Here is a 26370-nt window from a genome sequence, read left to right as displayed (position 1 = left end):
AGAACTTTCCCCCTCAGAACGCCAATCCGGTCGCTTCGGCAAGGTCGGCCAGCAATTGCGCCTCGGTCGCGACCTTGATCGCCCTCATCCCCAGGGCCGCCGCCGGCTTGCAGTTGACCCCCAGGTCGTCGAGATAGACGCAGGCCTCCGGCGCGACGCCCAGCAGCTCGCACATCATCCGGTAGATACGCGGGTCGGGCTTGCGGACTCCAGCCTTGGAGCTTTCGATCACCGCGTCGAACAGGCCCATGATCTCGCCCACCGCCAAGGCCTTTTCGGCGCTCTGGGCCATGCCGGGCCCGTGACCGGTGGGGACGTTGTTGGTGATGCAGCCGACCTTGAAGCGCGCCTTGCAGGCCTTCAGCGCGTCCAGCACCTTGGGCCGAAGATCACCGTATAGCAGCGGCAGCACCTCGGCCCCGCGCACGGCGTGGCCCAGCCGCGTCGCCTCTTCCAAGAACAGGACGTCGAAGGCCGGGGCGTCGATCTCGGCCCGCTCGAACCGGGCCCAGGCGTTGGTGTCCGGGTTGGTGGCGTTGACCGTTCGGATGAAGTTGTCCGGCAGGCCGCGTTCGGTCTCGTAGCGGCGGAACGCCTCGAACGGCGAGGTCGTGAACACCCCGCCAAAGTCCCAGATCACCGCCTCGATCGCCATGGCCGCCCCATCAAACGCTTGTTTGATCCGACGGTAGCCGCGCGGCGCGCGCGGGGGAAGCGCCAATGGGGCGCGAAAGTCCATGGCTACGCTCGCGTGAGAGGTGAAACGACGACCGACTCCGCGCCGTTAGTGATTTGTTAACCGTCCTGGAGCCGCCCATGTCCGTTTTTCGCCTGCTTCCCGCCCTCGTCATCGTCGCCGCGAGCCTCGCGGCCGCGCCGGTCGTCGCCGGAGCGCGGCAAGGCGGCCTGCCGCTGGATCCGGAGCTGCTGCCGGCCAATTCCGGCCCCGGCGACTGCGTGACGCGACGGGTGACCGGTCCCGGCGGCGCCTATCGCTGGGACCGGGTCGAGTGCGATCCGGATCACGGCTGGGCCGGCCACGACCAATGGGGTTATGGCCGCAATCGGCTCGAGGTCGAGACGCGCGGCCCGGAACTGCTTGGAGGACCGCCGCCGCGTTACAATTCCGACGTCGGTCACGGCTATAGTGATCGCTACGGCGAACGCCGACACGACCAGGCATTCTACGAGCGGCGGGCCGACGACTACGAACACGAACACGTCCGCGCGTACGACAGCGGCTATGACCAGGGTCGTGGGGGCCCGGTCGACAGCTATCCGCCGTCCTACGCCTACGACTACGTCGCCGCGGGCCGCGACGAAGCCGGTTACCTGGTCTGGCCCGGAAAGACGCCTTAACTCAATCCGGGTGGCGCCGCCCTTGCGCCGGACGCGTGGACACGCGCCAAAATGGGACGGGGGAACTATCATCATGCGCACGCCGAGCCGACCGCTCTTCAAACTCTATGAACTCGTGGCCATCGCCGTCTTCGTGGTGGCCGCCGCGGCCGTCAGCAGTATCGGTCTGGTCTACTAGGCCGGGGGCCTAGCTTAGCGCCAAATTGGAACAGGCCTCGTTGGAACCGGCCTCGTTGGAACCGGCCTCGTTGGAACAGGATTGCCGGCCTCGCGCGTTACGAGGGATCAACCGGAGCCACGATCCTGTCGACCGCCGACGCCATCCTCGACCCGAAACCGCCTCGGAAGCCATTCCAGAGGCCGTCGCGTCGCGCCCTGATCGGCATCGGCTCGGCCCTGGCGCTGGTCGCGGCCGTCGTGGCGTTCCTGGTCATCTTCGACTGGAACTGGCTGCGCGGGCCGATCGGACGCTACGCCTCGGCTCAATTGCAGCGCGAGGTGGCGATCACCGGTGACCTACGGGTCCATCCGTGGTCGTTCGCGCCCAAGGTCGAGGCCTATGGCGTCCGGGTCGGCCAGCCGGCCTGGGCCAGGACGATCGATCCCGATCCCGCGCCGATGGCCCGGATCCAGCGGATCGCCATCCAGATCAAGATCCTGCCGCTGCTGCGCGGCCAGATGATCCTGCCCTTCCTGGCGATCGACAAGCCCGACGTGCGGCTGCTGCGCGCCAAGGACGGCAAGGCCAACTGGACCTTCGGCGCGCGAACCAGCGACAAGCCGTTGAAGCTGCCGGCCATCCAGCGCTTCGTGATCCATGACGGCCAGCTGCGCGTCGACGACCGCCAGCGCGACGCGCTGTTCGTCGGCACGGTCGACGCCCAGGAGCGGGCCGGCGAGCGCGGCGGCCGTTTCGTTCTGGAGGGCAAGGGCAGCCTGAACAAGGCCGACTTCCTGGCCCAGGTGACCGGCGGGCCGCTGCTGAACATCTCGCCGGACCGGCCCTATCCGTTCGACGCCGAGATCCGCGCCGGCTCGACCCGCATCACCGCCGAGGGCCAAGTCAACAAGCCGTTCGACCTGGGCCGGCTGGAGACCCAGCTGACCGTCTCGGGCGCCGACCTCAACCGTCTGCACGACCTGACCGGCCTGACCTTGCCCAACACCCCGCCCTATCGGGTCTCGGGCCATCTGGTTCGCAAGGGCCTGCGCTACGACTTCGAAAAGCTGTCGGGTCGCGTCGGCGACAGCGACATCCGGGGCGACCTGTTCGTGCTGACCGGCCGCGAACGGCCTTATCTGGAAGCCGACCTGCGCTCGCGCCGCCTGGATTTCGACGACCTGGGCAGCCTGGTCGGCGCCGCCCCGGCCACCGGTCGCGGCGAGACCGCCTCGGCCGGCCAGCAGGTCGAGGCCGCCCAACGCGACGCGACCCAGCGCCTGCTGCCCGACGCCACCTTGCAGGTCGACCGCGTCCGGGCCATGGACGCCAAGGTCAGCTACCGCGCCGAGACGGTGAACGCCCCGAACCTGCCGCTGCGCAAGGTGTCGATGGAACTGGCCCTGGACAAGGGCGTGCTGACCCTGGACCCGATCGCCTTCACCTTCTCGCGCGGCGACCTCAAGGGAAAGGTGCGGCTGGATGCGCGTCCCAAGATCCCGCGCACCGACGTCGACCTGCGCCTGACCAACGCCCGTCTCGAGGACTTCATCCCGATCATGAGCGATGGCAAGCGGGCGATCGAGGGGCCGGTGATGGCCCGCGCCAAGCTGTCGGGCGTCGGCAACAGCGTCCATCGCGCCGCCGCCAGCGCTGACGGTTCGATGACCGTGGTCGCGCCGCGCGGCGAGATCCGCCAGGCCTTCGCCGAGCTGCTGGGCGTCAACGCCTCGAAGGGGCTGATCCTGCTGCTCTCGAAGAGCGACAAGGAGACGCCCGTCCGCTGCGCCGTCGCCGATTTCGACGTCAAGAACGGGGTGATGACCACCAATCATCTCGTGGCCGACACGGGCGTGGTGTTGGCGCGCGGCCGGGGCACGATCAATCTCGAGACCGAGCGGATGGATTTCCGCATCGAGGGCGACAGCAAGAAGCCGCGCCTGGTGCGGCTGTTCATCCCGATCACCATCAAGGGCCCGTTCATGGCCCCAAAAATCGGCCTGGACCCCAGCAAGGCCGTCGGCCAGGGCGGCATCGCCGCGGCCCTCGGCTCGATCATTAACCCGCTGGCCGCCCTCCTGCCCTTCGTGACCACCGGCGAGGCCAAGGACGCCGACTGCGCGGGCCTGGTCGCCGACGCCAAGCAGCAGGGCGCGCCGGTGAAGGTGACCCAGACCACCCCGGCCAAGCCGAAGAAGTAGGGCCAGCGGCTTGGATCACCGGCCGCCGGCGACCATTATCCGACCCATGCCCCAACTCCGCGTCCGCGTCATCGACCTCGAGACCGCCGGCTCCGGTCCGCATGACGTCTGCGAGATCGGCTGGCAGGACGTGACGCTGGGCGTCGACGGTCGCTGGCGGGTCGACGAGACACGCGGCGCGCTGCTGGTCAATCCCGGGCGGCCGATCTCGCCGGAAACCATGGCCGTCCATCACATCATCGACGCCGACGTCGCCGGCGCGCCGTTCTGGAAGGATGTCGCGCCGGGTGTCCTGAAGCCCGAGGCCGGCGTCCAGGCCCTGGCCGCCCATCGCGCGGCGTTCGAGCAGCGCTATTGCACGCCGAAACTCTCGAGCGGCGCGGCGTGGATCTGCACGTGGAAATGCGCCTTGCGACTGTGGCCGTCGCTGTCCGGCTTCTCGAACCAGATGCTGCGCTATCAGCGCAACCCCGAGGGCCTGGTCCGCGACCTCGGCCTGCCGGCCCACCGCGCGCTGCCCGACGCCTATGTCACCGCCCACCATCTGCGCGACATGCTAAACCAAGCGTCGCTGGAACAGCTGCTGGCCTGGAGCCGCGAGCCCGGCCTGCTGCCGCGCGTGCCCGCCGGCGTCGACCGCGGCAAGGCCTGGGATCGCCTGGGCCTCGACGCTCTGAAGGCGCTGGCTCAGGACCGCGACGTTAACATCCGCTTCAGCGCCGAGACCGAGCTGCGCCGCCGGGGAGACCTCGGCTCGCCGCCGGCGACCGAGCCGGCCCAGCAAACGCTGCTCTGAGTCCTGAAACGCGAAAGGCCCCGCCGGCGAACCGGCGGGGCCTTGCTTCGAAAAGCAGACGCGTAAGACTTACGCGCCGCCCGGGAAGCGGAAGGGAACCTTCACCGAACCGGTCTTGGCGCCCATCGGCAGCTTTTCGGCGATGCACATGGCGGCCTTGTCGAAGCCCTTACCAGCGGCGCTGTTGTCGACGACCTTGCAGTCCGACAGCTTGCCGGCGTCGGCATTGCATTCCAGCATCACCTGAGCGGCGTCGCGGGTGTTGGCGAACTGCTGCAGGCAGCGGCCCATTTGGTCTTCGAAACCGCCGGCGGCCGACGCGGCCTGAGCGACGAAGAAGCTGCCGGCGATACCCGCGGCGATCGCGATCGAGAATTTCATGCCCACCCGTTCCTTGTTTGGCGAACCCATTTGATGAACGCGTTCTCGCAGGTGCGAACTAAGGAACTCCCAAGGATCGCGGTTAATGATTTCCGAAAGTGATTAACCGAGGTGGAAGCGGGTTGACGGCTCCCGCGCATTGACTGAACCCGGCGCGCGTGGCTCGTTCGGCGCCCCACGTGAGAGTTCCCCATGGCCACCCTGATCCTGAGCGTCGTCGGCAGCGACCGGCCCGGCCTGACCCAGGCGCTGGCGCGCGCCGTGTTTTCGGCCGGCGGCAACTGGCTGGAGAGCCATCTCAGCCAGTTGGGCGGGCTCTATGTCGGCTCGGTGCTGGTCGAGTTGGGCGCCGATGACGTCGAGCGGCTGCGGGCGGCCGTCGCCGAGGTGGACGCCCAGGGCCTGGAGGTGCGCATCGCCCCCGCGATCGAGGGAAACGGCGCCCCGGGCGAGGCGGTCCGCTTCAGCGTGGTCGGCCAGGACCAGCCGGGCATCGTGCATCAGGTGACCAGCGCCTTGAGCGGCATCGGCGCCAATATCGAGGCGTTCGACACCCGGCTCAGCACCGAGCCCCATTCCGGCGCGCCGCTGTTCCACATCGAGGCGCGGCTGCGGCTGCCCGGCGGTCTTCACGCCGACGCTGTCCAGGCGGCCCTGGAAGCGATCTCGGGCGAGATCATGGTCGATATCGCCTTGGCCTCGTCCGAGGACGACTAAAGCGCTTCACGCCAATCCCGGCGGCGCTGTCCAGGCGCCGTTCCGATCCTTTCCGAGAGTTCGCCATGGCCGTGTTGACCGTCCTTTATCCCGCCCACGACGGCGCGAAGTTCGACCATGCCTATTACGACGCGGTCCATATCCCGTTGGTGAAGGAGGTCTTCGGGCCGACCGGCCTGGAGAGCGTGCAGGTCCTGCGCGGCCTGACCGCCGGCGACGGCGGGGCCGCGCCCTATGTGGTGATCGCCAACCTGATCTTCCGCGACGCCGAGGCGCTGCGAGCTTCGCGCAGCGGCCCGCGCGGGCTGGAGGTGCGGGCTGACTTGGCGCGCTTCACCGACATCCAGCCGATCACGCAGATCAGCGCGCTGGCATAGGGGCGGCCAACACTAACCTCGCCTCCACACGTTCGCCTTCCTAGGCCTTGTGCCTAGGACCCATGCGTCCGCTTGCCGGGAATGGCTACGGGTGGGCGACCACGCTCACGGAAAGCGCCGTCCAAACTGCGCCAAGTCCAACCATGGATCCTAGGCACAAGGCCTAGGAAGGCGACGGGGTTGGTTTCGCCCGGGAGGCGCTGTCGAACCTTCGCCTAGCCGAGAATCCCCGCCAGCGCGTTCACCACCCGCTCGACGTCACCGTCGGTCATGGCCGGATAGAGCGGCAGGGTCAGGCAGCGGGCGTACCAGGCGTCGGCGCCGGGCAGGTCGGCCAGGCCCTGGCGGTTCACATAATAGGGTTGCCGGTGGACCGGGATGTAGTGGACCTGGGTCCCGATCCCCTGCGCCTTCAGGCTCTCGACCACGGTGCGGCGCGACAGGCCTTCGGCCTCGAAATCGATCAGCACGGTCAGCAGATGCAGGGCGGGATTGGAGTACGTGGGGCTGGCGGCCAGCCGCGCCCTTGGCGCGCGTTCGGCCAGCAGCTTGGCGTACAGCGCCGTCAGCTGGCGGCGGCGAGCGACGAAACGATCCAGCTTGTTCAGCTGCGACAGGCCCAGGGCGCAGAGCACGTCCGGGATGCGATAGTTGAAGCCCAGCTCGGGCATCTCGTACCACCAGGGATCGCCGCCGGGCTGGCGGACCATGCCATGCGAGCGCAGCAGGCGGGCCTTGGCCGCGAGCTCGGCGTCGTTGGTGGTCAGCATGCCGCCCTCGCCGGTGGCTAGGGTCTTGACCGGGTGGAACGAGAAGCTGGCGAAGCTGGAATAGGCGCCATCGCCGACGGGGTGGGCGACGCCATCGAAGGTTCCGACCGAGCCCAGGGCGTGCGGGGCGTCCTCCACCAAGACCGCGCCCGAGGCGCTAGCCATGGCCTTCAGGGCCGGCAGGTCGCAGACGTCGCCGCGCAGGTGCACGGGCAGCACGGCCTTGACCCGCTTGTCGCGGGCGCCGTTCAAGGCGCGAGCCAGGGTGTCGGGGGTCATAAGGCCACTGTCGGGATCGACGTCGGCGAACACCACCTCGGCGCCGACATAGCGGGCGCAGTTGGCGGTGGCCAGGAAGGTGACCGAGGGGGCGACGCAGACGTCGCCTTCGCCGATCCCCAGCGCCAGCATCGCCAGATGCAGCGTGGCCGTACCGTTCGAGACGGCGATGGCGTGCGCCGCGCCGACTTTCGCGGCGAAAGCGGTCTCGAACGCCTCGACGGTCGGGCCGGTCGTGAGGAAATCGCCGCGCAGCGCCTCGGTCACGGCGGCGATGTCGTCGTCCTCGATCGTCTGGCGGCCGTAGGGGAGAAAGCCGCTCATCGCGCGGCCTTTTCCTCCAGCATGTCCAACAGGCCCTGCGGCGAGAGCCAGTCGTGGTTGTTGTCGCTGCTGTACGAGAAGTCCTCGGCGACCGGCTTGGCCCCGTCGGCCGCGCTGTAGGGTTCGCGGCCGAACTCGGCGAAGTTGGGCTCGATGGCGAAACGGTCCTCGAACTCGACGGTCGAGCGCGAGTCGTCGGCGCTGATCATGATCTCGTGCAGCTTCTCGCCGGGGCGGATGCCGATCACCTTCATGCCGGCGTCCGGCGACATGGCCTTGACCAGGTCGGGCATGGCCATCGACGGGATCTTCGGCACGAAGATTTCGCCGCCGCGCATCATGGTCAGGGACGACAGCACGAAGTCGACGCCTTCGTTCAGGGTGATCCAGAAGCGGGTCATGCGCGGGTCGGTGACCGGCAGCTCGGTCGCGCCCTGGCTCAGCAGGCGGCGATACAGCGGCACGACGCTGCCGCGCGAGCCCACCACATTGCCGTAGCGCACGACGCAGAACCGGGTGCCGATGTCGCCCGACAGGTTGTTGGCGGCCACGAAGGTCTTGTCCGAGGCCAGCTTGGTCGCGCCATAGAGATTGGTCGGGTTGCAGGCCTTGTCGGTCGACAGGGCCACGACCTGCTTCACATGGTTGGTCAGGCTGGCCCAGACCACGTTCTCGGCGCCCAGCACGTTGGTGTGGATGCATTCGGACGGATTGTACTCGGCCGCCGGCACCTGCTTCAGGGCCGCGGCGTGGATGACGATGTCGACCCCACGCAGGGCCAGGGTCAGGCGCTCGCGGTCGCGGACGTCGCCGAGGAAGAAGCGAGTCTTGGCGACGGTCTTCTCGTCGAACTGCTCGCGCAGCTCGATCTGCATGTCGCTCTGCTTCAATTCGTCGCGGGAATAGACGATGACCTTTCGCGGGTCGTAGCGGCGCAGCACGGTCTCGATGAATCGGCGGCCGAATGAACCCGTGCCGCCGGTGACCAGGATCACCTTGCCGTTCAGATCGAGGGATTTGGGGGAAAAACGGCCCAAGGTCTGCCTCCTGCGACGACCGCCGGCCCAACGGGACCTGGCGACGAATCGTGGTTAACGCCTGTTACTGCGCCCGCAGACGTAAAGAGGACGTCAACCACGCTGCGGTAGCAAGGGTCATGCGCCGTCATCGCCTCCTGCCGCTCGCCCTGATCGCCGCCCTGGCCGGCGGTCCCCTGGTCCTCCCGACGACCGCCCTGGCCGGGCATGGCGGCGGCGAGGAGAACAAGGCGCCGCCGACCTATTTCGCCATGGATCCGATCAACGCGATCGTCCTGCGCCGCGACGGCCGCCGGGGGGTGATGACCGTGGAGACGGGCCTGGAGGTCCGCGACCCCGAACTGATGAAGCGCGCCCAGGCCTCGACCCCGCGCCTGCGGGCCGCCTTCGCCCAGGTGCTGATGATCTACGCCGCCGGCCTGCGCGGCGGGGCGGCGCCGGACATCGACTACGTCGCCCGCGAACTGCAGAAGGCCGCCGACCAGGTGCTGGGCAAGCCCGGCTCCAAGGTCATGCTGGGTTCGGCGCTTCTGAGCTAGGCTTCTTGCGGCGGGCGCGGAAAAATCCCCGCAGCAGATCGGCGCTCTCCTCGGCCAGCACGCCGCCGGTGACTTCCGGCCGCCAGTGGCAGGTGGGCTGGGCGAAGAACCGCGGACCATGGACCACCGCCCCGCTCTTGGGATCTTCCGCGCCGAACACCACCCGGCCGATCCGCGCGTGGCTGATCGCCCCGGCGCACATGGCGCAGGGCTCCAGGGTCACCACCAGGGTCAGATCCGTCAGCCGGTAGTTCTCGAGCCTGGCCGCCGCGGCGCGCATCGCCGCGATCTCGGCGTGGGCGGTCGGGTCATGGGCGGCGATCGGGCCGTTGCCGGCGGTGGCGATCACCTCGCCCGTCCTCGGGTCCAGGACCACCGCGCCGACGGGCGTCTCGCCGGCCTCGGCCGCCGCGCGGGCGGCGCCGAGGGCCAGGCGCATCATGTGGCGGTCTTGATCCTCAGGAAGAACGGTGCGCATTCAGCCTCTAATCGCCCATCGTGAGATGCGCCCAGCCCAAGAAGGACGCTTAAAATGACCAAACCCCACGATCCCCTGTACGAGCCTGAACTGGACGGTCAAGACGGCGATCTCGACGGCGGCCCCGGCGAACGTGTCGCCAAGGCCCTGGCGCGGGCCGGCGTGGCCTCGCGGCGCGAGGTCGAGCGGCTGATCGAGGCCGGCCGCGTGGCGATCAACGGGAAGGTGCTGACGACCCCGGCGGTCAAGGTCCAGCCCGGCGATTTCTTGACGGTCGACGGCCAGCTGGTGGCCGAGCGCGAACCGACCCGGATCTTCCGCTACCACAAGCCCACCGGGCTGATGACCACCCACAACGACCCTAAGGGCCGGCCGACGGTGTTCCAGTCGCTGCCCAAGGAGCTGCCGCGCCTGATCTCGGTCGGCCGCCTCGACCTGAACTCCGAGGGTCTGCTGCTGCTGACCAACGACGGCGAGCTGTCGCGCGTCCTGGAGACGCCCAGCAACGCCTGGGTCCGCCGCTACCGCGCCCGCGCCTTCGGCGACACCACCCAGGCCAAGCTGGACACCCTGAAGGACGGGATCACCGTCGAGGGCGTCAAGTACGGCGCGATCGAGGCCAAGCTGGACAAGGCCCACGAAAAGGCCGGCGGCGGCAAGAACGTCTGGATCACGGTCAGCCTGTCGGAAGGCAAGAACCGCGAGGTCCGCAAGGTGCTGGAAGCGCTGGGCCTGAAGGTCAACCGCCTAATCCGCCTGTCCTACGGCCCGTTCGCCCTCGGGACGCTGGCCGCCGGCCAGATCGAGGAGGTCGGCCCCCGGGTGATCCGCGAGCTGATGGAAGGCATTATTTCCGAAGAGAACATGCCGACGGGCGACCGCCCGAAGTTCGGCGGGATCGCCAACGCCGTGAAGGCCCCCGGCACGGCGGGCGGCGGCGACCTGCAGCGCCGCGGCGTGCCGCGCGCCGACCGCGACATCATCAAGTCCGACGCCCCCGAAAAACCCGAGAAGCCGGTCTACAAGGCCGGTTGGGCCAAGCCGAAGAAGAAGGTCTCGCCCCACGCTCCGGCCAAGGGGGCCAGCAAGGGCTTCGCCCAGCCCAAGCCCAAGCGTGCGCCCAAGTCGATCGAGACCAAGTTCATCGACGACCGCAAGCCGGTCGCGCGCGGCAGGCCGCCAGCCCGCCCGGCGGAGGGCGTGAAATCTCGTCCGGCTGAGGGTGTGAAATCGCGCCCGGCCGAGGGCGCGGCGCGGCGTGTCGCAGAGAAGCCGGGCAAGCCGTCGGGGCGTCCGGCCCCGCGCGGCGGCCCCAAACGCTAAGCCGCCGCCGGCGCCTGGACGCCGGTCCAGCGGCGCAGGGCGGGCCAGCGGACCGACAGTTCCGCCACGCCGATAAAGCCCGTCAGCACGACCAGGGCGCTGGCGATCAATCCGGCCTTGAACTCGTGCGGCGCGTCCGGCTGGGTGGTCATCGGCCGGATCAGCAGGATGATCACGGCGTTGTTGGCCGCGTGAGCGCCGACGCCCAGCTCGATCCCGCTCAGGCGCAAGGTCATCCAGGTCAGGCCCGCGCCCATGGCGGCGCGCACCAGGAAGGCGTCGAGATTGAAGTCGAGGTGGAGGGCGGCGAACAGGAGGCCGTTCAGGACCATCAGCGTCAGGGGATCGCGGATATAGGCCGCGCTCTGTTTCAGCAGCCAACCCCGGAACACCAGCTCCTCGGCGGCCGCCGCCAGGATCAGCAGGCCGATCGCCATCAAGGCGTAGAATGAGCGGCCGACCAGATTCGGCGACACCTTCCACAGCGGCGGATCGAACGGCTGGCCCATCAGAGCGGCGACGCCGACCACGGCGGTCATGGCCAGGCCGGCCAGGATCAACCCGCCCAACATCAGCCGCCATCGCACCGGCTGGCCACGGTTGACGTAACCGAGCAGGCGGCGGTGATGGATGCCTCCGGCGGCGAATACGAAGCCGATCGCCGCGCCCAGGTTCAATCCGGCGAGCACGCCCAGGATGAACAGCTGCTGCCGCGCGGTGGGCTCGACCAGCTTGGTGTCGAACAGGGTTTTGACCAGTTCGAGGGCGGCCGGCGCCCCGTCCAGCCCCCCGACGATCAGCATCGCGGTCAGGATCGCCGCGCAGCCGCCCAACAAAGCGCCCACGGCTCCAGCCAAAACCCCGACAGGCGCGGCGAACACGCTACGCCAAGGATCGCGATCGTACGGCGACAGGTCGGCCAGAAAGCGCGAGCCTCTCACCGCCTCCAGGACCTCGCCCCCTCGCAACCACGCCATGCGCATCGTCCGATCGCCTCTTCCCTTCGGCGCGACTAAGAAGGAAGGGTCGCGATCTTGTAAAGCACGCGCTTGCCGCCGCGCGCGGAGGACGGCACACATCCGGTTACCGGTTGTAAGGGGGCAGCATGAGCGACAAGGATTTGGGCAAGGGCGATACCGGCGCGGGGCACCTGCATCGACTGATCCTGTTCTCGGACGCGGTGTTCGCCATCGCCATCACCCTGCTGGCCATCGAGATTCATCCGCCGCATCACTGGACCACCATCGGCGACCTGTTCGCCCAGATGAACAGCAAGCTGATCGCCTATGCCGTCAGCTTCGCGGTGATCGGTGTGTGCTGGATCAGCCATCGCCGGGTCTACGGCCGCCTGGTCAATGCCGACGGAGCGCTGGACGTGCTGAACTTCCTGGTGCTGGCCCTGATCGGCCTGCTGCCGCTGGGCACGGAACTCCTATGGGAACAGCACGGCAAGGCTTTGGTGGTCTATGTTTCGCAGGTGGCGCTGATCGGCGTGTCCATGGGCGTGCTGTGGACCTACGCCGCCTTCGTCGGCGGCCTGACCGAAACGATGCCGACGGCCGAGAAGCTGTTCGTCCTGCTGCGCGTGGCCCTGTTGCCGGGGCTGATGTGCACCTTGACCTTCCTCAGCATGGCCAAGCCGATCTTCGCCCTGCTGTTTATCCCGCTGATGGCGGGCCTGTCGTTCCTGGGACGGCGGATCAAGACGCCTGAAGTCACACCGGAGGCCGCCGCCTGATGCGCATCGTCTCGGGCCAGTATCGCGGCAAGGCCATTGTCGCCCCGCCGGGCGAGGCCACCCGGCCCACCTCGGACCGCGCCCGCCAGGCGGTGTTCAACATCCTCGAACACGCCGCCTGGGCGCCAGAGCTGCATGGCGCGCGAGTGATCGATGTCTTCGCCGGCTCGGGCGCCCTGGGCCTGGAAGCCCTGTCGCGCGGCGCGGCCTTCTGCCTGTTCGTCGAGACCGACGACGCCGCGCGCGGCGCGATCCGCGAGAACATCGACGCCATGCATCTGTTCGGCGTCACCCGCGTCCACCGCCGCGACGCCACCGACCTCGGCCCCCGCCCGGCCAGCGCCGGCGCGCCGTTCGACCTCGCCTTCCTGGACCCGCCCTACGCCAAGGGCCTGGGCGAGAAGGCGGTCGCCGAGCTGCGCGCGCACGGCTGGCTGGCCCCCGGCGCGATCCTGATGTTCGAGCGCGGCCGGGGCGAGGTCGACCCGGTGTTCGAAGGCTTCGAACAGATCGACGCGCGCGACTACGGCGCCGCGCGCGTGCTGTTCTTCAAGCTGCAATAAAGGCTGTCATCCCGGCCAAGCGCGCAGCGCGCCGAGCCGGGACCGCCGGAAGCTCTGAGTTCGTCGCGGTCCCGGGTCTACGCTGCGCTACGCCCGGGATGACAGGTTAGGGCGCTACCACGCCTTGGCCCCCACCCGGTTGTCGAGCTGGGCGCGGAGGTTGCCCAGGCCCAGCCGGGTGATCCGGTAGGGGCCGCCGTCCTGGCTGGCGATCAGCCGCTTGCGCTTCAACGCCTGGAAGACGCCCACCGTGCAGTCGGTCAGCGCCCAGCCGTCGCGAGTGATGCAATCGGCCGAGGTGATCCGGCCCTTCTCGTCGCGTTCGAGTTCGATGCGGCCGCCCTGGGCCAGCGCGTGCAGCGTCCTTTGCTGCGGTTTGGAAATGTTCAAGGGAGTGTCCGAAAGATCGAGGCGTACGATCGCGAATTCCGGCCAGCGGAAGACGCGGGCGGAGCGGGCCTATCGACTTTCGAACCGAGGTTCGGAGCCTGTTAGGCCCGGACCTCGCGCACAATCTCGGACATGAACCACACAAGAGAGGTTGGTGCGGGGAAGATGGGCGAAATGGGCGGGGAGCTCAAGCGCCGGAGCGCGCGCCGCTTGCGTGACGCGGCTGGCGATGGAAGATCGCCGGGCTGTTCCCTTGCGTGACCTCTGGCTTTCCCCACGACCCGAAAGGAGAAGACATGCCGAAGAAGTACACGGCCCAATGCGCCTGCGGCGCCGTCAAGTTCGCCTTCGACACTGACCCGACCTTCGTCGCCAACTGCCATTGCAATGACTGCAAGCGCGCCTCGGGCGGCGAGATGGCGACCTTCTTCGCCGTGCCGGCGGACGACTTCAGCCTGATCAGCGGGGCGCCGAAGGCGTTCCACTACGTGGCCAATTCCGGCAAGGGGCTGGATCGGAACTTCTGTCCGGAGTGCGGGGCGCGGGTATTCACCAGCAATCTCGAAAGCTTCCCCGGCACGGTCTTCGTCCAGCTGGGCAGCCTGGACCGCCCCGATCTGGTCGCGCCGAAACTGGAGATGTTCAACAGCCGCCGACTGAGCTGGAACAGGCCGCTGGACCTGCCGCAGTTCGACGGGATGCCGAGCTGAGGGCCGTTCGCTAGGCCGCCTGGCCGACCAGGCTCTTGATCAGGTCCATGGTTTGCGGCGACCCGGCCAGCTGTTCGCGCGAACTGGGGTCGCGCGCCAGTTTCAGCGCCTCGACCCGGGCCTTGTCGGCGACCGGACCGGTCGGGCCGGCCTCGCCCATGGCCAGCTTGGCCAGGAGTTGCAGGCGGTGGGGCAGCGGCGCGGGCGCGCGGACCAGCATGGTCAGCAGGCGCGAGTCGGCCTCGATCAGCGCCCCGATGTCGCCGAGCTTGGTGCACAGCGGCTCGTAGTCCTCGCGCACCAGGCCCGAGCGGGTCACCGAGCGCTGCAGGCTGGCCAGCTGGCTGAGCTTGGCGACCGGCGAATCCGGGCCCTGGCGCAGCTCCTTCTCGAAGCGCATGGCGCTGATATTGGCGTTCAGCCAGCGGGCGGCGTTGCGCTTGTTGACCGCGCCCATGACGTTCTCGGCCAGGCGGATCAGCATCTTGATCTCTTCGTGGGACGAGCGGTCTCGGCCCAGCAGCGACTCGATGAAGTCGCCGTTCAGCAGGGTCTTCGAGCGGGTGGTGAACGCGACCTGGATGTCCTCGGCCTGCAGGATGCGGCCGGCGGCGGCTGTCAGGCTCATGGCCAGGGCGCGCAGATATTCGATTTCGGCCTCGGCGTCGGCGGGCTTGAGGCGGCGCACGCCGTTCAGCTCGGTCAGAACGCGTTCGGCGATGGCCTTGCGCACCGACGGGAAATCGTCGCCGCACAACCAGTCGCCCAGGCGGCGAGCGACGCCGGACAGCTCCGGCATGACGCCGCGCACGTTGGCTTCGATCCGGATCAGCGCCTCGACGGCCGAGCCGCCGGTCATGCGGGTCATGGCTGCAAGGGTCGAGCCCAGATCGTCCTTGTTGTCCAGCAGCAGGTCGGCCATGCCGGCCCGCGAACCGATGATCTCGGCCAGGGGTTGTTCGATGGCGGCCAGGGCGGCGGCGCGCGCGCGCGGCTCTTCCGGCGCGGCGTCGGCCAGGTCCAGCAGGCGGGCGATCTTGTCCGACCAGCTGGTGGCCGGGGCGATCGAGGCCGCGACCCCGGCGCCCAGCAGGAAATGGCGGTCGGGATCGGCGACCAGGCGCTCGGCGGCCTTGGCGAAGCCTTCCTTGTCGAGATCCGGCAGGGCCCCCTTCTTGAAGGCCTTCATCAAATTGGCGACGGTGCGCTCGACCAGGCCCTGGAAGTGGCGGATGACCTCGTGCACGGTCTGGCCGCGCGCCTCGGCTTCCGGAATGGCGATCTTCTGCAGCGCGTGCTGCAGGTCGGTGCCGGACGCCTCGAGCTGCTCGACGAGGTCCGGGCGGTGCAGCAGTTCGAACGGCGTGGCCTTGTGGCGGGCCAGGAAGCCTTCCAGCAGGCGGCCGATGCGGTCGCGGGCGTGGGCGGTATAGAGGTCGGCCGGCTGGACGCAGAGCGGATCGCGCTCCTCGACCTCCTTCTTGGGCTTGCCGCCGTCGACCATCCCCTTGGTGAAGATGGCGATCGACTTGTATTCGCCAGTCGAGGCGTCGAGGGTTTCCTTGCTGACGCGTACGGCGACGGCGCGGTTCTGGGTCAGAACGTCCTCGGCCACCTGCAACGCATGCGCGCGGTTCTCCGTGGCGATCTCGAGCGTCCACTGCGCGCCGGCTTTCCGCCGGACAAAAAGCTCGTAATGGACTTGGCTCATGCCCAACCCGCCTCAGGAGCGTGGATTATGGGATCCAAGACCTTAAGGTGAGGTTGAGGCGGCGCGCGACGGCGGGGTTCTGATACGTTCGGGGCCGAGGCGCCCCATTGGCGCCTTCCTGGAGCCGCAAAGCGCGCGGAGAAGCAACGGGAAAGCTTTGCCGCGCCACGCGTTGAAGCTGGGTCGGTCGATCGATAAGATCAACGACCACGAAGGCGAAGGATAAGATCGAATAGATGGCCGCCATCACGCTCATTGACGATGACGAGAACATCGTCGCCTCGGTCTCGCTGGCGCTGGAAAGCCACGGCCATGCGGTGAAGGCCTATTACGACGGGGCCTCGGGCCTCGAGGCCGTCGAGGCCAGCCCGCCGGATCTCGTCATTCTCGACGTGAAGATGCCGCGCATGGACGGCATGGAAGTGCTGCGCCGCCTGCGCCAGACGTCCGAGATCCCGGTGATCATGCTGACGTCCAAGGACGACGAGATCGACGAGATCCTCGGCTTCAACCTCGGCGCCGACGACTACATGCACAAGCCGTTCAGCCAGCGCCTGCTGCTGGAGCGGGTGAAGGCCGTGCTGCGCCGCGCCCGTCCGGACGACGAGGACCTGGCGCCGATGGCCGGCTCGGCCGCCGCGGCGGCGGGCTCCAAGGTCATGAAGCGCGGCAAGCTCACCCTCGACCCGGCGCGCCACGACAGTCTGTGGGATGGCAAGCCCGTGCGCTTGACCGTCACCGAGTTCCTGCTGCTGCAGGCCCTGGCCCAGCGCCCAGGTTTCGTGAAGAGCCGCGACAACCTGATGGACGCCGCCTACGACGATCAGGTCTATGTCGACGACCGCACGATCGACAGCCACATCAAGCGGATGCGCAAGAAGTTCCGTCAGGTCGACCCGGAATTCGACTCCATCGAGACCCTGTACGGCGTTGGCTATCGTTACCGCGAATCCTGATCGCCCTCCGTTCTGGCGACGCCTGCGCTGGCCGCGCGGGTCGCGGCTGGGGCGGCTGATCGTCATCCTGAACGTGCTGGCCCTGACGATCGTGATCGTCGGGGCCCTCGTGCTGAACGAGCTGCGCAGCGGCCTGGTCAACGCCCGGATCGACAGCCTGACCACCCAGGGCGAGCTGATCGCCAAGGTCGTCGACCAGCTGGCGACGGTGGGCGATCCCGAGCCCGCGCTCGATCCCTATGTGGCCAGCCAGCTGCTGCAGGTGCTGTTCATTCCGCGCAACCAGCGGGCCCGGCTGTTCGACGCCCAGGGCAAGACGCTGGCCGACTCGTTCGTGGTCGCCGACCGCGTCGACTGGAAGGTGCTGCCCCCCGCCCGCAAGCCCGGGGAAAAGGACGCCACGCCGCGCAAGACGCCCCGCGAGGAGGCTCGCGCCGAGCGGGCTCGCCGGGCCCTGGCCAACGAGATCGCCCAGGCGATGAAGGGCCGCGCGGTGGCCGGCACCCGCATGTCCGAGGACGGCGAGCGGGTGGTGTCGGTCTCGATCCCGATCCAGCACGTCCGCGCCGTGCTGGGCGTCCTGACCCTGGAGGCTGGCGACGTCGACGAGATCATCTCGGCCGAGCGCAAGGCCCTGCTGCCGTTCATCGTCGTGGCCATGACCGCGATCCTGATCTCCAGCGTGCTGCTGCACCGCCTGATCGCCGTGCCGGTCCAGCGTCTGGCGCGGGCCGCCGACCATGTCCGCCTGCAAGGGGCGCGGGCCATCTCCCTGCCCGACCTGGCGCGCCGCTCCGACGAGCTGGGCGACCTGTCGCGCTCGCTCGAGGACATGACCCATTCGCTGTCCGAACGGATGGACGCGATCGAGCGGTTCGCCGCCGACGTGGCCCACGAGATCAAGAACCCGCTGACCTCGATCCGCTCGGCCATCGAGACCCTGGACATCGTCAGCGAGCCCGCCGCCCGGGCGCGGCTGCTGGCCATCCTGCAGCAGGACGTCAACCGCCTGGACCGCCTGGTGACCGACATCTCGAACGCCTCGCGCCTGGACGCCGAGCTGTCGCGCGAGCATCCTAAGGCGCTGGACCTAGGCCGCCTGCTGACCGAGGTGGTCGGCCTCTACGAGGCCCAGCTGCGCCCCGGCGAGGCCCCGGGCAGCGTCCGCGTCAGCCTGCGCGTCGCCGATCCGGCCCATCCGGCCGTGATCCTGGCCCGCGAGACGCCGATCGGCCAGGTGTTCCGCAACCTGATCGACAACGCCCGCTCGTTCAGCCCGGCCGGAGGCGAGGTGCGGATCCACCTGGCCCGCGCCCGCGGTCGGCTGATCGCCACGGTCGAGGACGACGGCCCGGGCATACCGCCCGACAATCTCGAGACCATCTTCGAGCGGTTCTACACCTCGCGCCCCAAGGGCCGGGCGTTCGGGAGCAATTCGGGCCTGGGCCTGTCGATCGCCCGCCAGATCGTCGAGGCGCACGGCGGCGTGATTCGGGCCGAGAACCGCAAGGCCAGTGACGGGGCGGTGATCGGCGCGCGCTTCATCGTCGACCTGCCGGACGCCCACGCATGACCAGCTCCGAGATTAGACACGCCGGCCTGATCGCCCTGCGCGAGGACGGAGTCTGGCGCGGCGCCCTGATCGAGGGTCCGTCCGGGATCGGCAAGAGCGACCTGGCCCTGCGCGCCCTCGAGACCGGCTTCCGCCTGGTCGCCGACGACCGAACCGTGGTGTTCGCCTCGGGCGGCCGGCTGTGGGGCAAGGCTCCCGAGGCCCTGGCCGGCCTGATCGAGGTGCGCGGCCTGGGCGTGGTCGCCGCCTGCGCCCTGCCGTTCGCGCCGATCGCCCTGGTCATCCGCTGCGTCGAGCGGCCCGAGGCGGTCGAGCGCCTGCCCGATCCACGCGCCGAGACCATCCTCGACATTTCCGTTCCGGTTTTCGACCTGTGGCCGCGAGAACCCGCCGCGCCCGTGAAAATCAGACGCATGATGCAGTCTCTTGGAGTCGCTTCCTAACGGGCGTATCAAGGCCGCCCGCGCGACACTCTCCCGGTCGCGGCGGGGTATTGGGGATCCCGTTTGAGATATCAGGCATGATCGGGCTCGTGATCGTGACGCACGGGCGTCTGGCGGAAGAATTCGTCTCCGCCATGGAGCATGTCGTGGGCCCGCAGGCCGCCGTGAAGGCGATCTGCATCGGTCCCGAAGACGACATGGAACGTCGCCGTTCGGACATTCTGAAGGCCTGCGCCGCCGTCGACGAGAGCGGCGACGGCGTCATCCTGCTGACCGACATGTTCGGCGGCACGCCCAGCAACCTGGCCATCTCGGTCATGGAGCAGACCAAGGCCGAGGTCATCGCCGGCCTGAACCTGCCGATGCTGATCAAGCTGGCCAGCGTGCGCCAGCGCGAGAGCCTGCAGGCCTGCGTCGCCCACGCCCAGGAGGCTGGACGCAAGTACATCTCCGTGGCCTCCTACGTGCTCGCCGGAGAAAAGTAACGGGCATGGCTTCACGAACGGTCGAGATCGTCAACGAGCGGGGATTGCACGCCCGGGCCTCGGCGAAATTCGTGAAGGTGGCGTCTGGTTTCGACGCCGAGGTGACGGTCAGCCGCGACGGCTCGTCGGTCGACGCGCGCTCGATCATGGGCCTGATGATGCTGGCCGCCGGCATCGGCTCGACCATCGACATCAGCGCCGAGGGGCCCGAGGCGATTCCCGCCGTCGAAGCGCTGTGCGAACTGGTGGCCAACCGGTTCGACGAGGAACGGTAGCCGGGCCTCGTCCCCGCCGCTGAGTCTCAGTCCAGCGTCTTGGCGAACCACATCTGCGCGTAGGGGTCGTCGTTGAACCGCGCCACCGGGTCGTAGCCGGCCTTGGCGTAGAGGCCGATCGCCTCGGTCAGGGCGCCGTTGCTGTCGAGCCGCACGCGCCGCAAACCCGCCGCCCGTCCCAGCTCTTCCAGGGTCAGCAACACCTTGCGGCCCAGGCCCAGGCCGCGCGAGGCCGGGTCGGTCCATAGCCGCTTGATCTCGCCGGTCTCGGCGTCGACGCGCTTGAGCGCCCCGCAGGCCACCGGCCGCCCCTCCAGCCGGGCGACCACGAACCAGCCCTTCGGCGGCGCGAACTGATCTTCCGGGGCCGGCGCGGCCTGGGCGGGGTCGTAGCCGGCATCGAACCGCTCGGCCAATTCGGCGAAGTAGCGCGCCAGACACCAGCGCGCGTCGGCCGAGCCGGGCGGCGCGACCTCGACCACGACGGCCGAGGCGCGCAGCAGCCGTTCCACCTCGCCCATGGCCGCGATCAGCCGCCGGCGTTGGGCCGCGTCCAACGGATCGATCAGCGACTGGGCTAGCCGGTCCGACTGGACGTCATAGGCCTCGACCTCGATCCGCCCCCGTGGGGTGAGCCGCGCCACCCGGGCTCGGCGGTCGGCGGCGGACGCCTCGACGACGACCAGCCCCTGCCGTTCCAGCGCCCGCAGCAGCCGGCTCAGATAGCCGGAATCCAGTTCCAGCCGCCGGCGCAGGTCCGCGACGTCCGCGCCCTCCCGCCCGATCTCGAACATCACCCGCGCCTCGCCGAACGGCCGCCCCTGGTCGAGGTAGTTGGCCTGCAGCACGCCGATGCGCTGCGTGACCAAGCGGTTGAAGCTGCGGATCTGGGCGAGGCCGTGGCTGGACATTACCTGACTTTAGTCAGGTATATTCGAACGGCAAGCCCGGAATCTCGCGCCAGGCGCCGCTAGCGAAGCGGAAGCGATCGTGCGCATTTGTGGGTTCACGACCTAGGGAGAGCCGTTTTGAAGACAATCGCTAGAGCCTTCACGATCTGTGCGACGGCGCTGCTGCTTACCGCGTCAGGCGCCGCGTCCGCGCAGACGAGCCCCGCTCAAGCGGCCGATCCGACCGGTTTCGCCCGCGGCGCGGATGTCCAGGCTCAGCTGCGCGAGATGCTGGCCGCCATGAAACCCGATCAAGGGTTCATGTGGCGCCCGCTGGTCCGCGATGGCGCCAACGTGGCGGCGATCGAAATCTGGAAGAAACCGGGTCGTCCCGCCGTTCATCCGGCCCAAGCCGAATACGCGATCGTGCTGGAAGGCTCCGGCACGCTCATTTCGGGCGGCGCCATGGCCGACGCGAAAGTCAGCAACGCCAATCTGGTCGAAGGCAGCCGCATCGAGGGCGGCGTGACACGGCCGCTCGGCCCGGGCGACGTCATCCTGGTGCCCGCGGGCGTCCCGCACTGGTTCGGGATCACCGGCGATCGGCTGGTCCTGCTGGGGATCAAACTTCCCGCCGCGAAATGACAGGGATGGCAGGAGCGGTTTGAAGCGCTGCTTCGGGGGCCCCGGACGTTTCTCAAGGTGCGGACCGCCTCCATGGGGTTGGTCAAAAACCGACCTTCCTTCGGTGTCGTCCTTACATCTCTTGGAGGCAGCCCCCCGCGACGGGCCCCGCCGCGCAGCGGTGGGAGGGTGAGGGGTTTCATTGCTGGCCGGAGATCCGAGGCTTTGGCCTCCTGAACCCGCTCTCCCCGGCCAACGCCGCTGGCCCCCACCTGACCACGCTCCGCGTGATCGTCCGCCCCCGGAGGGGGCGGAAGGATGACCTTCTTCCCCCTCCGGCGGAGGAGCGCCGCAGGCGCGGAGGGGGCAAGTACGGGGATTGAGCGGGCTGTATCCCCGGCGTTCGCGAGATCGAACCCCACGAAATCAACGACTTCTCACTTTTACGCGCTTCTGAATGATCCGCGTTCAAACCCGTTGCACAATCAATCCCGTCCCCGTCGCAAGGGGAGGGCGCTTGGATCCGGCCCAAAGCGGCGACGGGGATAGGTTGAGCGGGGCCGCTGGCGGTTCCCGAGCGGTCAAGTCAGGTCGTGTGGCTTACTCTTTAGGAGCGCACACGGGTGATCGGATCGTCCGGGACCAAGCCGACCGCGGAGCGACAGGGCGGTGATCGTACAAGCCGCCTATCGTGGATCGTCGGGGTCGAGACGGATGTAGCCGATCGACTTGGTCCACGCCCGTCCGGGGGTAACGGAGGCCCGAGCAGACAACGCTCACGCCCGCCGTCCTCACGGGCAAGAACAACCTGGCGGAGCGGTCGTCCGAGCCGAAACGTAAAACAAACCCACGGTCTCCGGGTTCGCCCGGCCGCTCCGTCGCCTCCCCACACTTCAGCGGTCAGGCCGCGTGAAGCGGAGACGTCGTGCGTCTCGTCACAGGAGAAACCGAATGACCCAATCCCTGATCCGCGCCCGTCACGAGCGTATGTTTGGCAAGGGGCGCAGCCGCAAGCGTCGCCTGCGGAAAAGCGACGACATTTGGCTCGCTCTGATCGCCAAGACGATGACGATCCTCGACGAGGCCGAACACGACATGCGCGCCATGACGCGCGACTATCCGCCCGAGGTCTTGGCGGAATATCTGGCGGCGGCCGCTGAAACGCGACGCGAGCTCGAGGCGCAGCGCCGCGATATCCTGCTGAATCCGAGGTCCTAGATCTGGAAGAGCAGCGGTCGTTCTATTCCGCCGCCACGGCCTCGGCTTGAACCGCGCCCTGTCCCATCGGCCGCAGGTCCAGGTCCTGGAACAGGCGGCTGTCCTCGTCCTGGCCCGGCAGCGGGGTGGTCAGCAGCTTGCCGCCGACGAAGATCGAGTTGGCGCCGGCCAGGAAGCACAAAGCCTGCAGCTCGCGGCTCATGCCCTCGCGGCCGGCCGACAGACGGACCATCGACTTCGGGCAGACGATGCGGGCGACGGCGATGGTGCGGACGAACTCGATGGAGTCGATCTCGCGGCCTTCCGAAAGGATCTTGTCGCCCAGCGGCGTGCCGCTGACCGGCACCAGGCCATTGATCGGCAGGCTGTCCGGATGGGCCGGCAGGGTGGCCAGCTGGTGCAGCAGGCCGGCGCGGTCGCGGCGCTGCTCGCCCATGCCGACGATGCCGCCGCAGCAGGTGCTCATGCCGGCGTCGCGGACGTGGGCCAGGGTGTCGAGGCGCTCCTGATAGGTGCGCGTGGTGACCACGTCGGCATAGTAGTCGGGGCCGGTGTCGAGGTTGTGGTTGTAGTAGTCGAGGCCGGCGTCCTTCAGCTGCTGAGCCTGCTCGGCGGTCAGCATGCCCAGCGTGGCGCAGGTCTCCAGGCCCAGAGCCTTCACGCCGCCGATCATGGCGGCCAGCTTGGGCAGGTCGCGGTCCTTCAGCTCGCGCCAGGCCGCGCCCATGCAGAAGCGCTGGGCGCCGCCGTCGCGGGCTTCGCGGGCCTTGGCGATGACGACGTCGGCGTCCATCAGTTTCTCGGCCTTCAGGCCGGTCTTGAAGTGGGCCGACTGGCTGCAATAGCCGCAGTTCTCGGCGCAGCCGCCGGTCTTGACCGACAGCAGCTGCGACAGCTGCATCTCGGATGGATCGAACCAGGCGCGGTGGACGGTCGCGGCTTCGAACACCAGCTCCATGAAGGGGCGTTCGAACAGGGCCTCCACCTCGCCGAGGGTCCAGTCGTGGCGAGGCTCATGGAGGCGGGGGGAAGCGTTGATCTTGCTCATGGCGCGCACGTTTGAACCCGCTCATGACGCTTGGCAAGACACCGGGTAGGCGTCATAGGGCTAGTGGCCTTTTTTGAAGGAGCCGAAGGCTCCGACGGGAGTTGCTCGGGTCATGGATCGCGAGATCGAGCTGAAATTCCTGATCCCGCCCGAGGCGGCGGCCCTGGCGCTGGCCCAGTTGAAGGGCGAGGGCGCGGTGCGCCAGCTGGACGCCACCTATTTCGACACCCCCGACCACGCCCTGCGCCGGGCCGGCTTCGGCCTGCGCGTCCGCGACGGCGAAGGCGGGCGCAAACAGACTCTCAAGTCGGCCTCGGCCGGCGGGGTATTCTCGCGCGGCGAATGGGAGGAGGCGATCGCCGGACCGGGTCCCGACCGCGACGCCCTAGCCCGGACGCCGGCCGCCGCCATGCTGGTCGGCGAGACCCTGGCCCCGGTCTTCACCACCCGCGTCGAGCGCATCGTCCGGCTCGTCCAGATCGGCGAAGCGGTGATCGAGGCGGCTCTGGATCGCGGCGAACTCAGCGCCGCCGATCGGCGCGCGCCGGTCTGCGAGCTGGAGCTGGAACTGAAGTCGGGCGAGCCCCGCGCCCTGTTCGACCTGGCCCGCCAGCTGGCGCGGCGCGTGCCGTTGCGACTGTCGCTGATCAGCAAGGCCGAGCGCGGCTACGAGCTAGCCGCCGGCGCCGAGCTCGTTCCGCCTCGGCGGCGGGCGGCGGCGCTGGATTCCGGCGCTAGCGTCGGCGAGGCGCTGCAGACCCTCGGCCACGCCGCCCTCGCCCATCTCTGCGCCGTCCTGGAAGCGCTGCGCGGTCGGCCCGAGCCAGACGGCGTTCACCAGGCGCGGGTCGCCACCCGCCGGCTGCGGGCCTTGCTGAAGATCTTCAAGCCCCTGGCCCAGGATCAGGCGGCGCGGAACCTCGACGCGGCGCTGGACTGGCTGGCCGGCGAGTTCGACGCCGCTCGCGACCTCGACGTCTTCGTCGGCGACGTCTGGGCCAAGGCGGCCGCCGGCGCGGCCTTCGCCGGCCGCGACGACTTCGAACGCGCCCTGAAAGCGGCCCGGGCCAACGCCTATCTGCGGATGGAGGCGGCGCTCGAGAGCCCTGCCGCCCGCGACGTTCTATTGGAGGCGGCCGCCTGGCTGGAGGCCGGCGCATGGACGACCGATCCCGCCCTCGCCAAGCTCCGCGACGGACGCGCGGACGCCTATGCCGCCGAGGTGCTCGATCATCGCCGCGAGCAGGTCCGGAAGGGCGCCAAGCGCTTCGACGCGCTCGACGCGCACCGGCGCCATCGGCTCCGCCTGAAGGGTAAGACGTTGCGTTACGCGGCCGAGGACCTCGGCGCGCTGTTTCCGGAGCACCCCAAGCGCGCCGAGCACTTCGTCGAAGCCACGAAGGCGGTGCAGGACACGCTGGGCGCGCTCAACGACCGCAGCGTCCGCCAGGACCTGGTCACGACGATCGCGCATGGCGACCAAGCCCTCGCGCAGGCCGCTGCCCGCGTCGTGCTGGCCGGCGACGAGAGCGACCTGCTGGACGCCGCTCGCGAGGCGCTGAAGGATCTGGTCGACGCCAAGCCGTTCTGGTGAGACTGCGGAGCCCGCTTCGTCAGGCGACCTGGGCGCTTGGGCCATATCTGGCGGGCTTCGAACGACCCGGGCGGCACGCCAGCAACGGCCGCTCGATCCAGTGATGGACGGCGAGGCCAAGCCCTGGACAGACGGCCAGGACGGTCAGCACGAGGAGATCGCCCGACAGCTCCGGCGCTGCGCCAAGACAGAGGCGGACCACGTACAGGGCCAGCGGATGCGAAAGATAGAGGGCGTAGGATGCGTCGCCCATCCGGGCCAGGCCGCGGCGGACCAGACCTGGCGGGCTCGGCGGCTCAAGGGCGATCGCGCCCATGACGACCAGCCCCGCCGGCAGTCCCCAGATCAGCACCCGTCGCGCCGCGACATCGCCGCCGGCGAGAACGTCGCTGAATTCGGAAATGGGGCCGAAGCCCAGCGCGATTCCGGCGACAAACCCCGCGAGGCCAAGGCAAAGCAAGGCCGCGCCCGCCCCACGGTTCAAACGCGGGGTCAGCCACGCCGCCGCCGCGCCCATCAAGAACTCCAGGATGATGGGATTTCCGAGGACCTTGAAGGTCGCCAAGCCGGTGTGCCGTCCCGCGATCCAGCAGGCGGCATAGCCCGACAGGGCGATCACCAGACTGGCTCGGCTCCGGCCTCGGGCGATGATCAGCGCGACGGCGGCGTAGAACAGCATCTCGAAGCACAGCGTCCAGCCGACATCCAGGGCCGGCGCTACGGGCTCGGGGCCAGCCGCCAGCCAGAAGGCGAACGAGGCGATCAGGATCGGCGCCGTCAGGACGCCGACCCATGACTTGATGACGATCCAGGGGATCGACGCCACATAGTAGAGCGGCGCGACCCGCCACAGGCGGTTCCACGCGAACGCCGCCGCCGAGCTCGCGCGCCCGGCCGTGCGCGTGATGATGAAGCCGCTGATGACGAAGAAGATATCCACGCCCGCCGCGCCGAAATTCTCCAGCGCTGCCACGCCCAGATGCGGCGGACTCGCGCCGAGACGTTCAGCCAGATCGACGGCATGGGCGTGAACGACCAGGAGCGCGGCCGCGAACCGCAATATCTGCAGATTGAAAAGCCGCCCGCGCCCACCCATCCTGGGAGTGAGCGACTCCGGCGGTTTCACTCCCGTTAAGGTCGCTGGAATTTGGCGCGCGAAACGGGATGCGATGCAGGGTTCTGGACGAGGAAGCGCGTAAGCCGCCGCATGAATAAGGCGCGGAATCCCCGCGAGCGGCCCTTAAGGCGCGCGAAGCCGATCGCCGCGCTCATGACAGGGTCATGAGCCGACAGCATCAAGAAATGTTGGAAAATCCTGGGTGCGGGGACAGGATTTGAACCTGTGACCTTCAGGTTATGAGCCTGACGAGCTACCGGGCTGCTCCACCCCGCGTCAGGGTGTTGTTGATTG

At 68.8% G+C, this 26370-nt stretch carries 30 protein-coding genes and 1 tRNA gene; 19 read left to right on the top strand and 12 right to left on the bottom strand.

The features are described from left to right. Positions 1-13 precede the first annotated feature (13 nt). On the bottom strand, positions 14-655 hold the full coding sequence (locus ABIC66_RS16290) for an HAD-IA family hydrolase (RefSeq protein ID WP_354071329.1): 642 nt from the start codon (positions 653-655) through the stop codon (positions 14-16). Between the two features lie 161 nt (positions 656-816). Here ABIC66_RS16290 and ABIC66_RS16285 point away from each other — a divergent pair, with 161 nt between their 5' ends. From ABIC66_RS16285 to ABIC66_RS16270, 4 genes are all read left to right on the top strand, one after another. Further along, positions 817-1359, top strand: coding sequence for a hypothetical protein (locus ABIC66_RS16285; RefSeq protein WP_354071328.1), 543 nt, complete (start codon positions 817-819; stop codon positions 1357-1359). Positions 1360-1432: 73 nt separating this feature from the next. Continuing rightward, complete coding sequence (locus ABIC66_RS16280) at positions 1433-1537, top strand: hypothetical protein (RefSeq protein ID WP_354071327.1); 105 nt, start codon at positions 1433-1435, stop codon at positions 1535-1537. Between the two features lie 80 nt (positions 1538-1617). Next, positions 1618-3720 (top strand): AsmA family protein, encoded by a 2103-nt coding sequence (locus ABIC66_RS16275; RefSeq protein WP_354071986.1) that lies wholly within the window; start codon positions 1618-1620, stop codon positions 3718-3720. Positions 3721-3766: 46 nt separating this feature from the next. Further along, positions 3767-4516: a DNA polymerase III subunit epsilon gene (locus ABIC66_RS16270; protein WP_354071326.1), complete on the top strand. Its 750-nt coding sequence runs from the start codon at positions 3767-3769 to the stop codon at positions 4514-4516. Positions 4517-4585: 69 nt separating this feature from the next. On the opposite strand, the gene ABIC66_RS16265 is transcribed toward ABIC66_RS16270, so the two are convergent. After that, positions 4586-4897, bottom strand: coding sequence for a hypothetical protein (locus ABIC66_RS16265; RefSeq protein WP_354071325.1), 312 nt, complete (start codon positions 4895-4897; stop codon positions 4586-4588). A 192-nt stretch (positions 4898-5089) separates the two neighbouring features. Here ABIC66_RS16265 and ABIC66_RS16260 point away from each other — a divergent pair, with 192 nt between their 5' ends. Further along, complete coding sequence (locus tag ABIC66_RS16260; protein ID WP_354071324.1) at positions 5090-5614, top strand: glycine cleavage system transcriptional repressor; 525 nt, start codon at positions 5090-5092, stop codon at positions 5612-5614. 65 nt (positions 5615-5679) lie between these two features. After that, positions 5680-5991 (top strand): EthD family reductase, encoded by a 312-nt coding sequence (locus ABIC66_RS16255; protein ID WP_354071323.1) that lies wholly within the window; start codon positions 5680-5682, stop codon positions 5989-5991. Between the two features lie 215 nt (positions 5992-6206). On the opposite strand, the gene pseC is transcribed toward ABIC66_RS16255, so the two are convergent. Together pseC and pseB are read right to left on the bottom strand one after the other, a co-directional pair. Beyond that, on the bottom strand, positions 6207-7364 hold the full coding sequence (gene pseC / locus ABIC66_RS16250; protein ID WP_354071322.1) for a UDP-4-amino-4,6-dideoxy-N-acetyl-beta-L-altrosamine transaminase: 1158 nt from the start codon (positions 7362-7364) through the stop codon (positions 6207-6209). Beyond that, a complete protein-coding gene (pseB, locus tag ABIC66_RS16245) occupies positions 7361-8401 on the bottom strand; it encodes a UDP-N-acetylglucosamine 4,6-dehydratase (inverting) (RefSeq protein ID WP_354071321.1) in 1041 nt (346 codons plus the stop codon). The genes pseC and pseB overlap by 4 nt, the downstream gene beginning before the upstream one ends. A gap of 119 nt (positions 8402-8520) precedes the next feature. On the opposite strand from pseB, the gene ABIC66_RS16240 reads away from it, so the two are divergent. Further along, positions 8521-8940 carry a hypothetical protein gene (locus ABIC66_RS16240; protein WP_354071320.1) on the top strand — a complete coding sequence of 140 codons (420 nt, stop codon included), beginning with the start codon at positions 8521-8523 and terminating at the stop codon, positions 8938-8940. Here ABIC66_RS16240 and tadA read toward each other — a convergent pair. After that, positions 8912-9418: a tRNA adenosine(34) deaminase TadA gene (gene tadA, locus ABIC66_RS16235; protein WP_354071319.1), complete on the bottom strand. Its 507-nt coding sequence runs from the start codon at positions 9416-9418 to the stop codon at positions 8912-8914. The genes ABIC66_RS16240 and tadA overlap by 29 nt on opposite strands. Before the next feature lie 54 nt (positions 9419-9472). Between tadA and ABIC66_RS16230 the strand changes: the two genes are divergently transcribed. Next, on the top strand, positions 9473-10741 hold the full coding sequence (locus ABIC66_RS16230) for a pseudouridine synthase (RefSeq protein ID WP_354071318.1): 1269 nt from the start codon (positions 9473-9475) through the stop codon (positions 10739-10741). On the opposite strand, the gene ABIC66_RS16225 is transcribed toward ABIC66_RS16230, so the two are convergent. Then, on the bottom strand, positions 10738-11724 hold the full coding sequence (locus tag ABIC66_RS16225; RefSeq protein WP_354071317.1) for a CPBP family intramembrane glutamic endopeptidase: 987 nt from the start codon (positions 11722-11724) through the stop codon (positions 10738-10740). The genes ABIC66_RS16230 and ABIC66_RS16225 overlap by 4 nt on opposite strands. A gap of 122 nt (positions 11725-11846) precedes the next feature. Here ABIC66_RS16225 and ABIC66_RS16220 point away from each other — a divergent pair, with 122 nt between their 5' ends. Both ABIC66_RS16220 and rsmD read left to right on the top strand, forming a co-directional pair. Then, positions 11847-12479, top strand: a complete 633-nt coding sequence (locus ABIC66_RS16220) for a TMEM175 family protein (RefSeq protein ID WP_354071316.1) — start codon at positions 11847-11849, stop codon at positions 12477-12479. Beyond that, positions 12479-13042, top strand: coding sequence for a 16S rRNA (guanine(966)-N(2))-methyltransferase RsmD (gene rsmD / locus ABIC66_RS16215; protein WP_354071315.1), 564 nt, complete (start codon positions 12479-12481; stop codon positions 13040-13042). Before ABIC66_RS16220 ends, rsmD begins: the two co-directional genes overlap by 1 nt. Positions 13043-13156: 114 nt before the next feature. On the opposite strand, the gene ABIC66_RS16210 is transcribed toward rsmD, so the two are convergent. Beyond that, positions 13157-13432, bottom strand: coding sequence for a YjhX family toxin (locus tag ABIC66_RS16210; protein WP_354071314.1), 276 nt, complete (start codon positions 13430-13432; stop codon positions 13157-13159). A 296-nt stretch (positions 13433-13728) separates the two neighbouring features. On the opposite strand from ABIC66_RS16210, the gene ABIC66_RS16205 reads away from it, so the two are divergent. Next, positions 13729-14142 (top strand): GFA family protein, encoded by a 414-nt coding sequence (locus ABIC66_RS16205; protein WP_354071313.1) that lies wholly within the window; start codon positions 13729-13731, stop codon positions 14140-14142. 10 nt (positions 14143-14152) lie between these two features. Here ABIC66_RS16205 and ABIC66_RS16200 read toward each other — a convergent pair whose 3' ends face one another. Beyond that, positions 14153-15853, bottom strand: coding sequence for a hypothetical protein (locus ABIC66_RS16200; protein ID WP_354071312.1), 1701 nt, complete (start codon positions 15851-15853; stop codon positions 14153-14155). 236 nt (positions 15854-16089) lie between these two features. Here ABIC66_RS16200 and chvI point away from each other — a divergent pair, with 236 nt between their 5' ends. The 5 genes from chvI to ABIC66_RS16175 all read left to right on the top strand — a co-directional run bounded on the left by chvI (position 16090) and on the right by ABIC66_RS16175 (position 19585). Further along, the gene (gene chvI / locus ABIC66_RS16195) at positions 16090-16809 is read left to right on the top strand and encodes a two-component response regulator ChvI (protein WP_354071311.1); all 720 of its coding nucleotides are present in this window, start codon (positions 16090-16092) and stop codon (positions 16807-16809) included. Beyond that, a complete protein-coding gene (gene chvG, locus ABIC66_RS16190) occupies positions 16784-18382 on the top strand; it encodes a two-component sensor histidine kinase ChvG (protein WP_354071310.1) in 1599 nt (532 codons plus the stop codon). The genes chvI and chvG overlap by 26 nt, the downstream gene beginning before the upstream one ends. After that, complete coding sequence (locus ABIC66_RS16185) at positions 18379-18825, top strand: HPr kinase/phosphorylase (RefSeq protein ID WP_354071309.1); 447 nt, start codon at positions 18379-18381, stop codon at positions 18823-18825. Before chvG ends, ABIC66_RS16185 begins: the two co-directional genes overlap by 4 nt. Positions 18826-18902: 77 nt before the next feature. Further along, on the top strand, positions 18903-19310 hold the full coding sequence (locus ABIC66_RS16180) for a PTS sugar transporter subunit IIA (protein WP_354071308.1): 408 nt from the start codon (positions 18903-18905) through the stop codon (positions 19308-19310). Positions 19311-19315: 5 nt separating this feature from the next. Beyond that, entirely contained in the window at positions 19316-19585 is a 270-nt protein-coding gene (locus ABIC66_RS16175; RefSeq protein ID WP_354071307.1) for an HPr family phosphocarrier protein, read from the top strand. 26 nt (positions 19586-19611) lie between these two features. Here the strand turns inward: ABIC66_RS16175 and ABIC66_RS16170 are convergent, their stop codons facing one another. Continuing rightward, on the bottom strand, positions 19612-20496 hold the full coding sequence (locus ABIC66_RS16170) for a bifunctional helix-turn-helix transcriptional regulator/GNAT family N-acetyltransferase (RefSeq protein ID WP_354071306.1): 885 nt from the start codon (positions 20494-20496) through the stop codon (positions 19612-19614). 267 nt (positions 20497-20763) lie between these two features. On the opposite strand from ABIC66_RS16170, the gene ABIC66_RS16165 reads away from it, so the two are divergent. Together ABIC66_RS16165 and ABIC66_RS16160 are read left to right on the top strand one after the other, a co-directional pair. Beyond that, positions 20764-21120 carry a cupin domain-containing protein gene (locus ABIC66_RS16165; RefSeq protein ID WP_354071305.1) on the top strand — a complete coding sequence of 119 codons (357 nt, stop codon included), beginning with the start codon at positions 20764-20766 and terminating at the stop codon, positions 21118-21120. Positions 21121-22050: 930 nt separating this feature from the next. Further along, a complete protein-coding gene (locus ABIC66_RS16160; RefSeq protein WP_354071304.1) occupies positions 22051-22317 on the top strand; it encodes a hypothetical protein in 267 nt (88 codons plus the stop codon). A 22-nt stretch (positions 22318-22339) separates the two neighbouring features. Here the strand turns inward: ABIC66_RS16160 and bioB are convergent, their stop codons facing one another. Further along, on the bottom strand, positions 22340-23365 hold the full coding sequence (gene bioB / locus ABIC66_RS16155; protein WP_354071303.1) for a biotin synthase BioB: 1026 nt from the start codon (positions 23363-23365) through the stop codon (positions 22340-22342). A gap of 112 nt (positions 23366-23477) precedes the next feature. Here bioB and ABIC66_RS16150 point away from each other — a divergent pair, with 112 nt between their 5' ends. Further along, positions 23478-24959, top strand: coding sequence for a CYTH and CHAD domain-containing protein (locus ABIC66_RS16150; protein WP_354071302.1), 1482 nt, complete (start codon positions 23478-23480; stop codon positions 24957-24959). 19 nt (positions 24960-24978) lie between these two features. On the opposite strand, the gene ABIC66_RS16145 is transcribed toward ABIC66_RS16150, so the two are convergent. Beyond that, positions 24979-26019 (bottom strand): acyltransferase family protein, encoded by a 1041-nt coding sequence (locus ABIC66_RS16145; protein ID WP_354071301.1) that lies wholly within the window; start codon positions 26017-26019, stop codon positions 24979-24981. 256 nt (positions 26020-26275) lie between these two features. After that, positions 26276-26352, bottom strand: a tRNA-Met gene (locus ABIC66_RS16140). Positions 26353-26370: the final 18 nt, after the last annotated feature.

This window comes from Caulobacter sp. 1776 (assembly GCF_040545685.1).
Classification (GTDB): Bacteria; Pseudomonadota; Alphaproteobacteria; order Caulobacterales; family Caulobacteraceae; genus Caulobacter.
This window is presented reverse-complemented; position numbering and strand designations above follow the sequence as displayed.

Excerpts from the sequence above, each read along its gene's own strand:
- ABIC66_RS16220 (WP_354071316.1), top strand. The coding sequence starts at position 11,847 with ATGAGCGACAAGGATTTGGGCAAGGGCGATACCGGCGCGGGGCACCTG.
- ABIC66_RS16170 (WP_354071306.1), bottom strand. The coding sequence starts at position 20,496 with ATGTCCAGCCACGGCCTCGCCCAGATCCGCAGCTTCAACCGCTTGGTC.
- ABIC66_RS16225 (WP_354071317.1), bottom strand. The coding sequence starts at position 11,724 with ATGCGCATGGCGTGGTTGCGAGGGGGCGAGGTCCTGGAGGCGGTGAGA.
- ABIC66_RS16280 (WP_354071327.1), top strand. The coding sequence starts at position 1,433 with ATGCGCACGCCGAGCCGACCGCTCTTCAAACTCTATGAACTCGTGGCC.
- ABIC66_RS16185 (WP_354071309.1), top strand. The coding sequence starts at position 18,379 with ATGACCAGCTCCGAGATTAGACACGCCGGCCTGATCGCCCTGCGCGAG.
- ABIC66_RS16200 (WP_354071312.1), bottom strand. The coding sequence starts at position 15,853 with ATGAGCCAAGTCCATTACGAGCTTTTTGTCCGGCGGAAAGCCGGCGCG.
- tadA (WP_354071319.1), bottom strand. The coding sequence starts at position 9,418 with ATGCGCACCGTTCTTCCTGAGGATCAAGACCGCCACATGATGCGCCTG.
- ABIC66_RS16270 (WP_354071326.1), top strand. The coding sequence starts at position 3,767 with ATGCCCCAACTCCGCGTCCGCGTCATCGACCTCGAGACCGCCGGCTCC.
- ABIC66_RS16160 (WP_354071304.1), top strand. The coding sequence starts at position 22,051 with ATGACCCAATCCCTGATCCGCGCCCGTCACGAGCGTATGTTTGGCAAG.
- rsmD (WP_354071315.1), top strand. The coding sequence starts at position 12,479 with ATGCGCATCGTCTCGGGCCAGTATCGCGGCAAGGCCATTGTCGCCCCG.
- pseC (WP_354071322.1), bottom strand. The coding sequence starts at position 7,364 with ATGAGCGGCTTTCTCCCCTACGGCCGCCAGACGATCGAGGACGACGAC.
- bioB (WP_354071303.1), bottom strand. The coding sequence starts at position 23,365 with ATGAGCAAGATCAACGCTTCCCCCCGCCTCCATGAGCCTCGCCACGAC.
- ABIC66_RS16265 (WP_354071325.1), bottom strand. The coding sequence starts at position 4,897 with ATGAAATTCTCGATCGCGATCGCCGCGGGTATCGCCGGCAGCTTCTTC.
- ABIC66_RS16180 (WP_354071308.1), top strand. The coding sequence starts at position 18,903 with ATGATCGGGCTCGTGATCGTGACGCACGGGCGTCTGGCGGAAGAATTC.
- ABIC66_RS16150 (WP_354071302.1), top strand. The coding sequence starts at position 23,478 with ATGGATCGCGAGATCGAGCTGAAATTCCTGATCCCGCCCGAGGCGGCG.
- ABIC66_RS16285 (WP_354071328.1), top strand. The coding sequence starts at position 817 with ATGTCCGTTTTTCGCCTGCTTCCCGCCCTCGTCATCGTCGCCGCGAGC.
- ABIC66_RS16230 (WP_354071318.1), top strand. The coding sequence starts at position 9,473 with ATGACCAAACCCCACGATCCCCTGTACGAGCCTGAACTGGACGGTCAA.
- ABIC66_RS16240 (WP_354071320.1), top strand. The coding sequence starts at position 8,521 with ATGCGCCGTCATCGCCTCCTGCCGCTCGCCCTGATCGCCGCCCTGGCC.
- ABIC66_RS16205 (WP_354071313.1), top strand. The coding sequence starts at position 13,729 with ATGCCGAAGAAGTACACGGCCCAATGCGCCTGCGGCGCCGTCAAGTTC.
- ABIC66_RS16175 (WP_354071307.1), top strand. The coding sequence starts at position 19,316 with ATGGCTTCACGAACGGTCGAGATCGTCAACGAGCGGGGATTGCACGCC.
- ABIC66_RS16255 (WP_354071323.1), top strand. The coding sequence starts at position 5,680 with ATGGCCGTGTTGACCGTCCTTTATCCCGCCCACGACGGCGCGAAGTTC.
- ABIC66_RS16290 (WP_354071329.1), bottom strand. The coding sequence starts at position 655 with ATGGCGATCGAGGCGGTGATCTGGGACTTTGGCGGGGTGTTCACGACC.
- chvI (WP_354071311.1), top strand. The coding sequence starts at position 16,090 with ATGGCCGCCATCACGCTCATTGACGATGACGAGAACATCGTCGCCTCG.
- ABIC66_RS16165 (WP_354071305.1), top strand. The coding sequence starts at position 20,764 with ATGCTGGCCGCCATGAAACCCGATCAAGGGTTCATGTGGCGCCCGCTG.
- ABIC66_RS16260 (WP_354071324.1), top strand. The coding sequence starts at position 5,090 with ATGGCCACCCTGATCCTGAGCGTCGTCGGCAGCGACCGGCCCGGCCTG.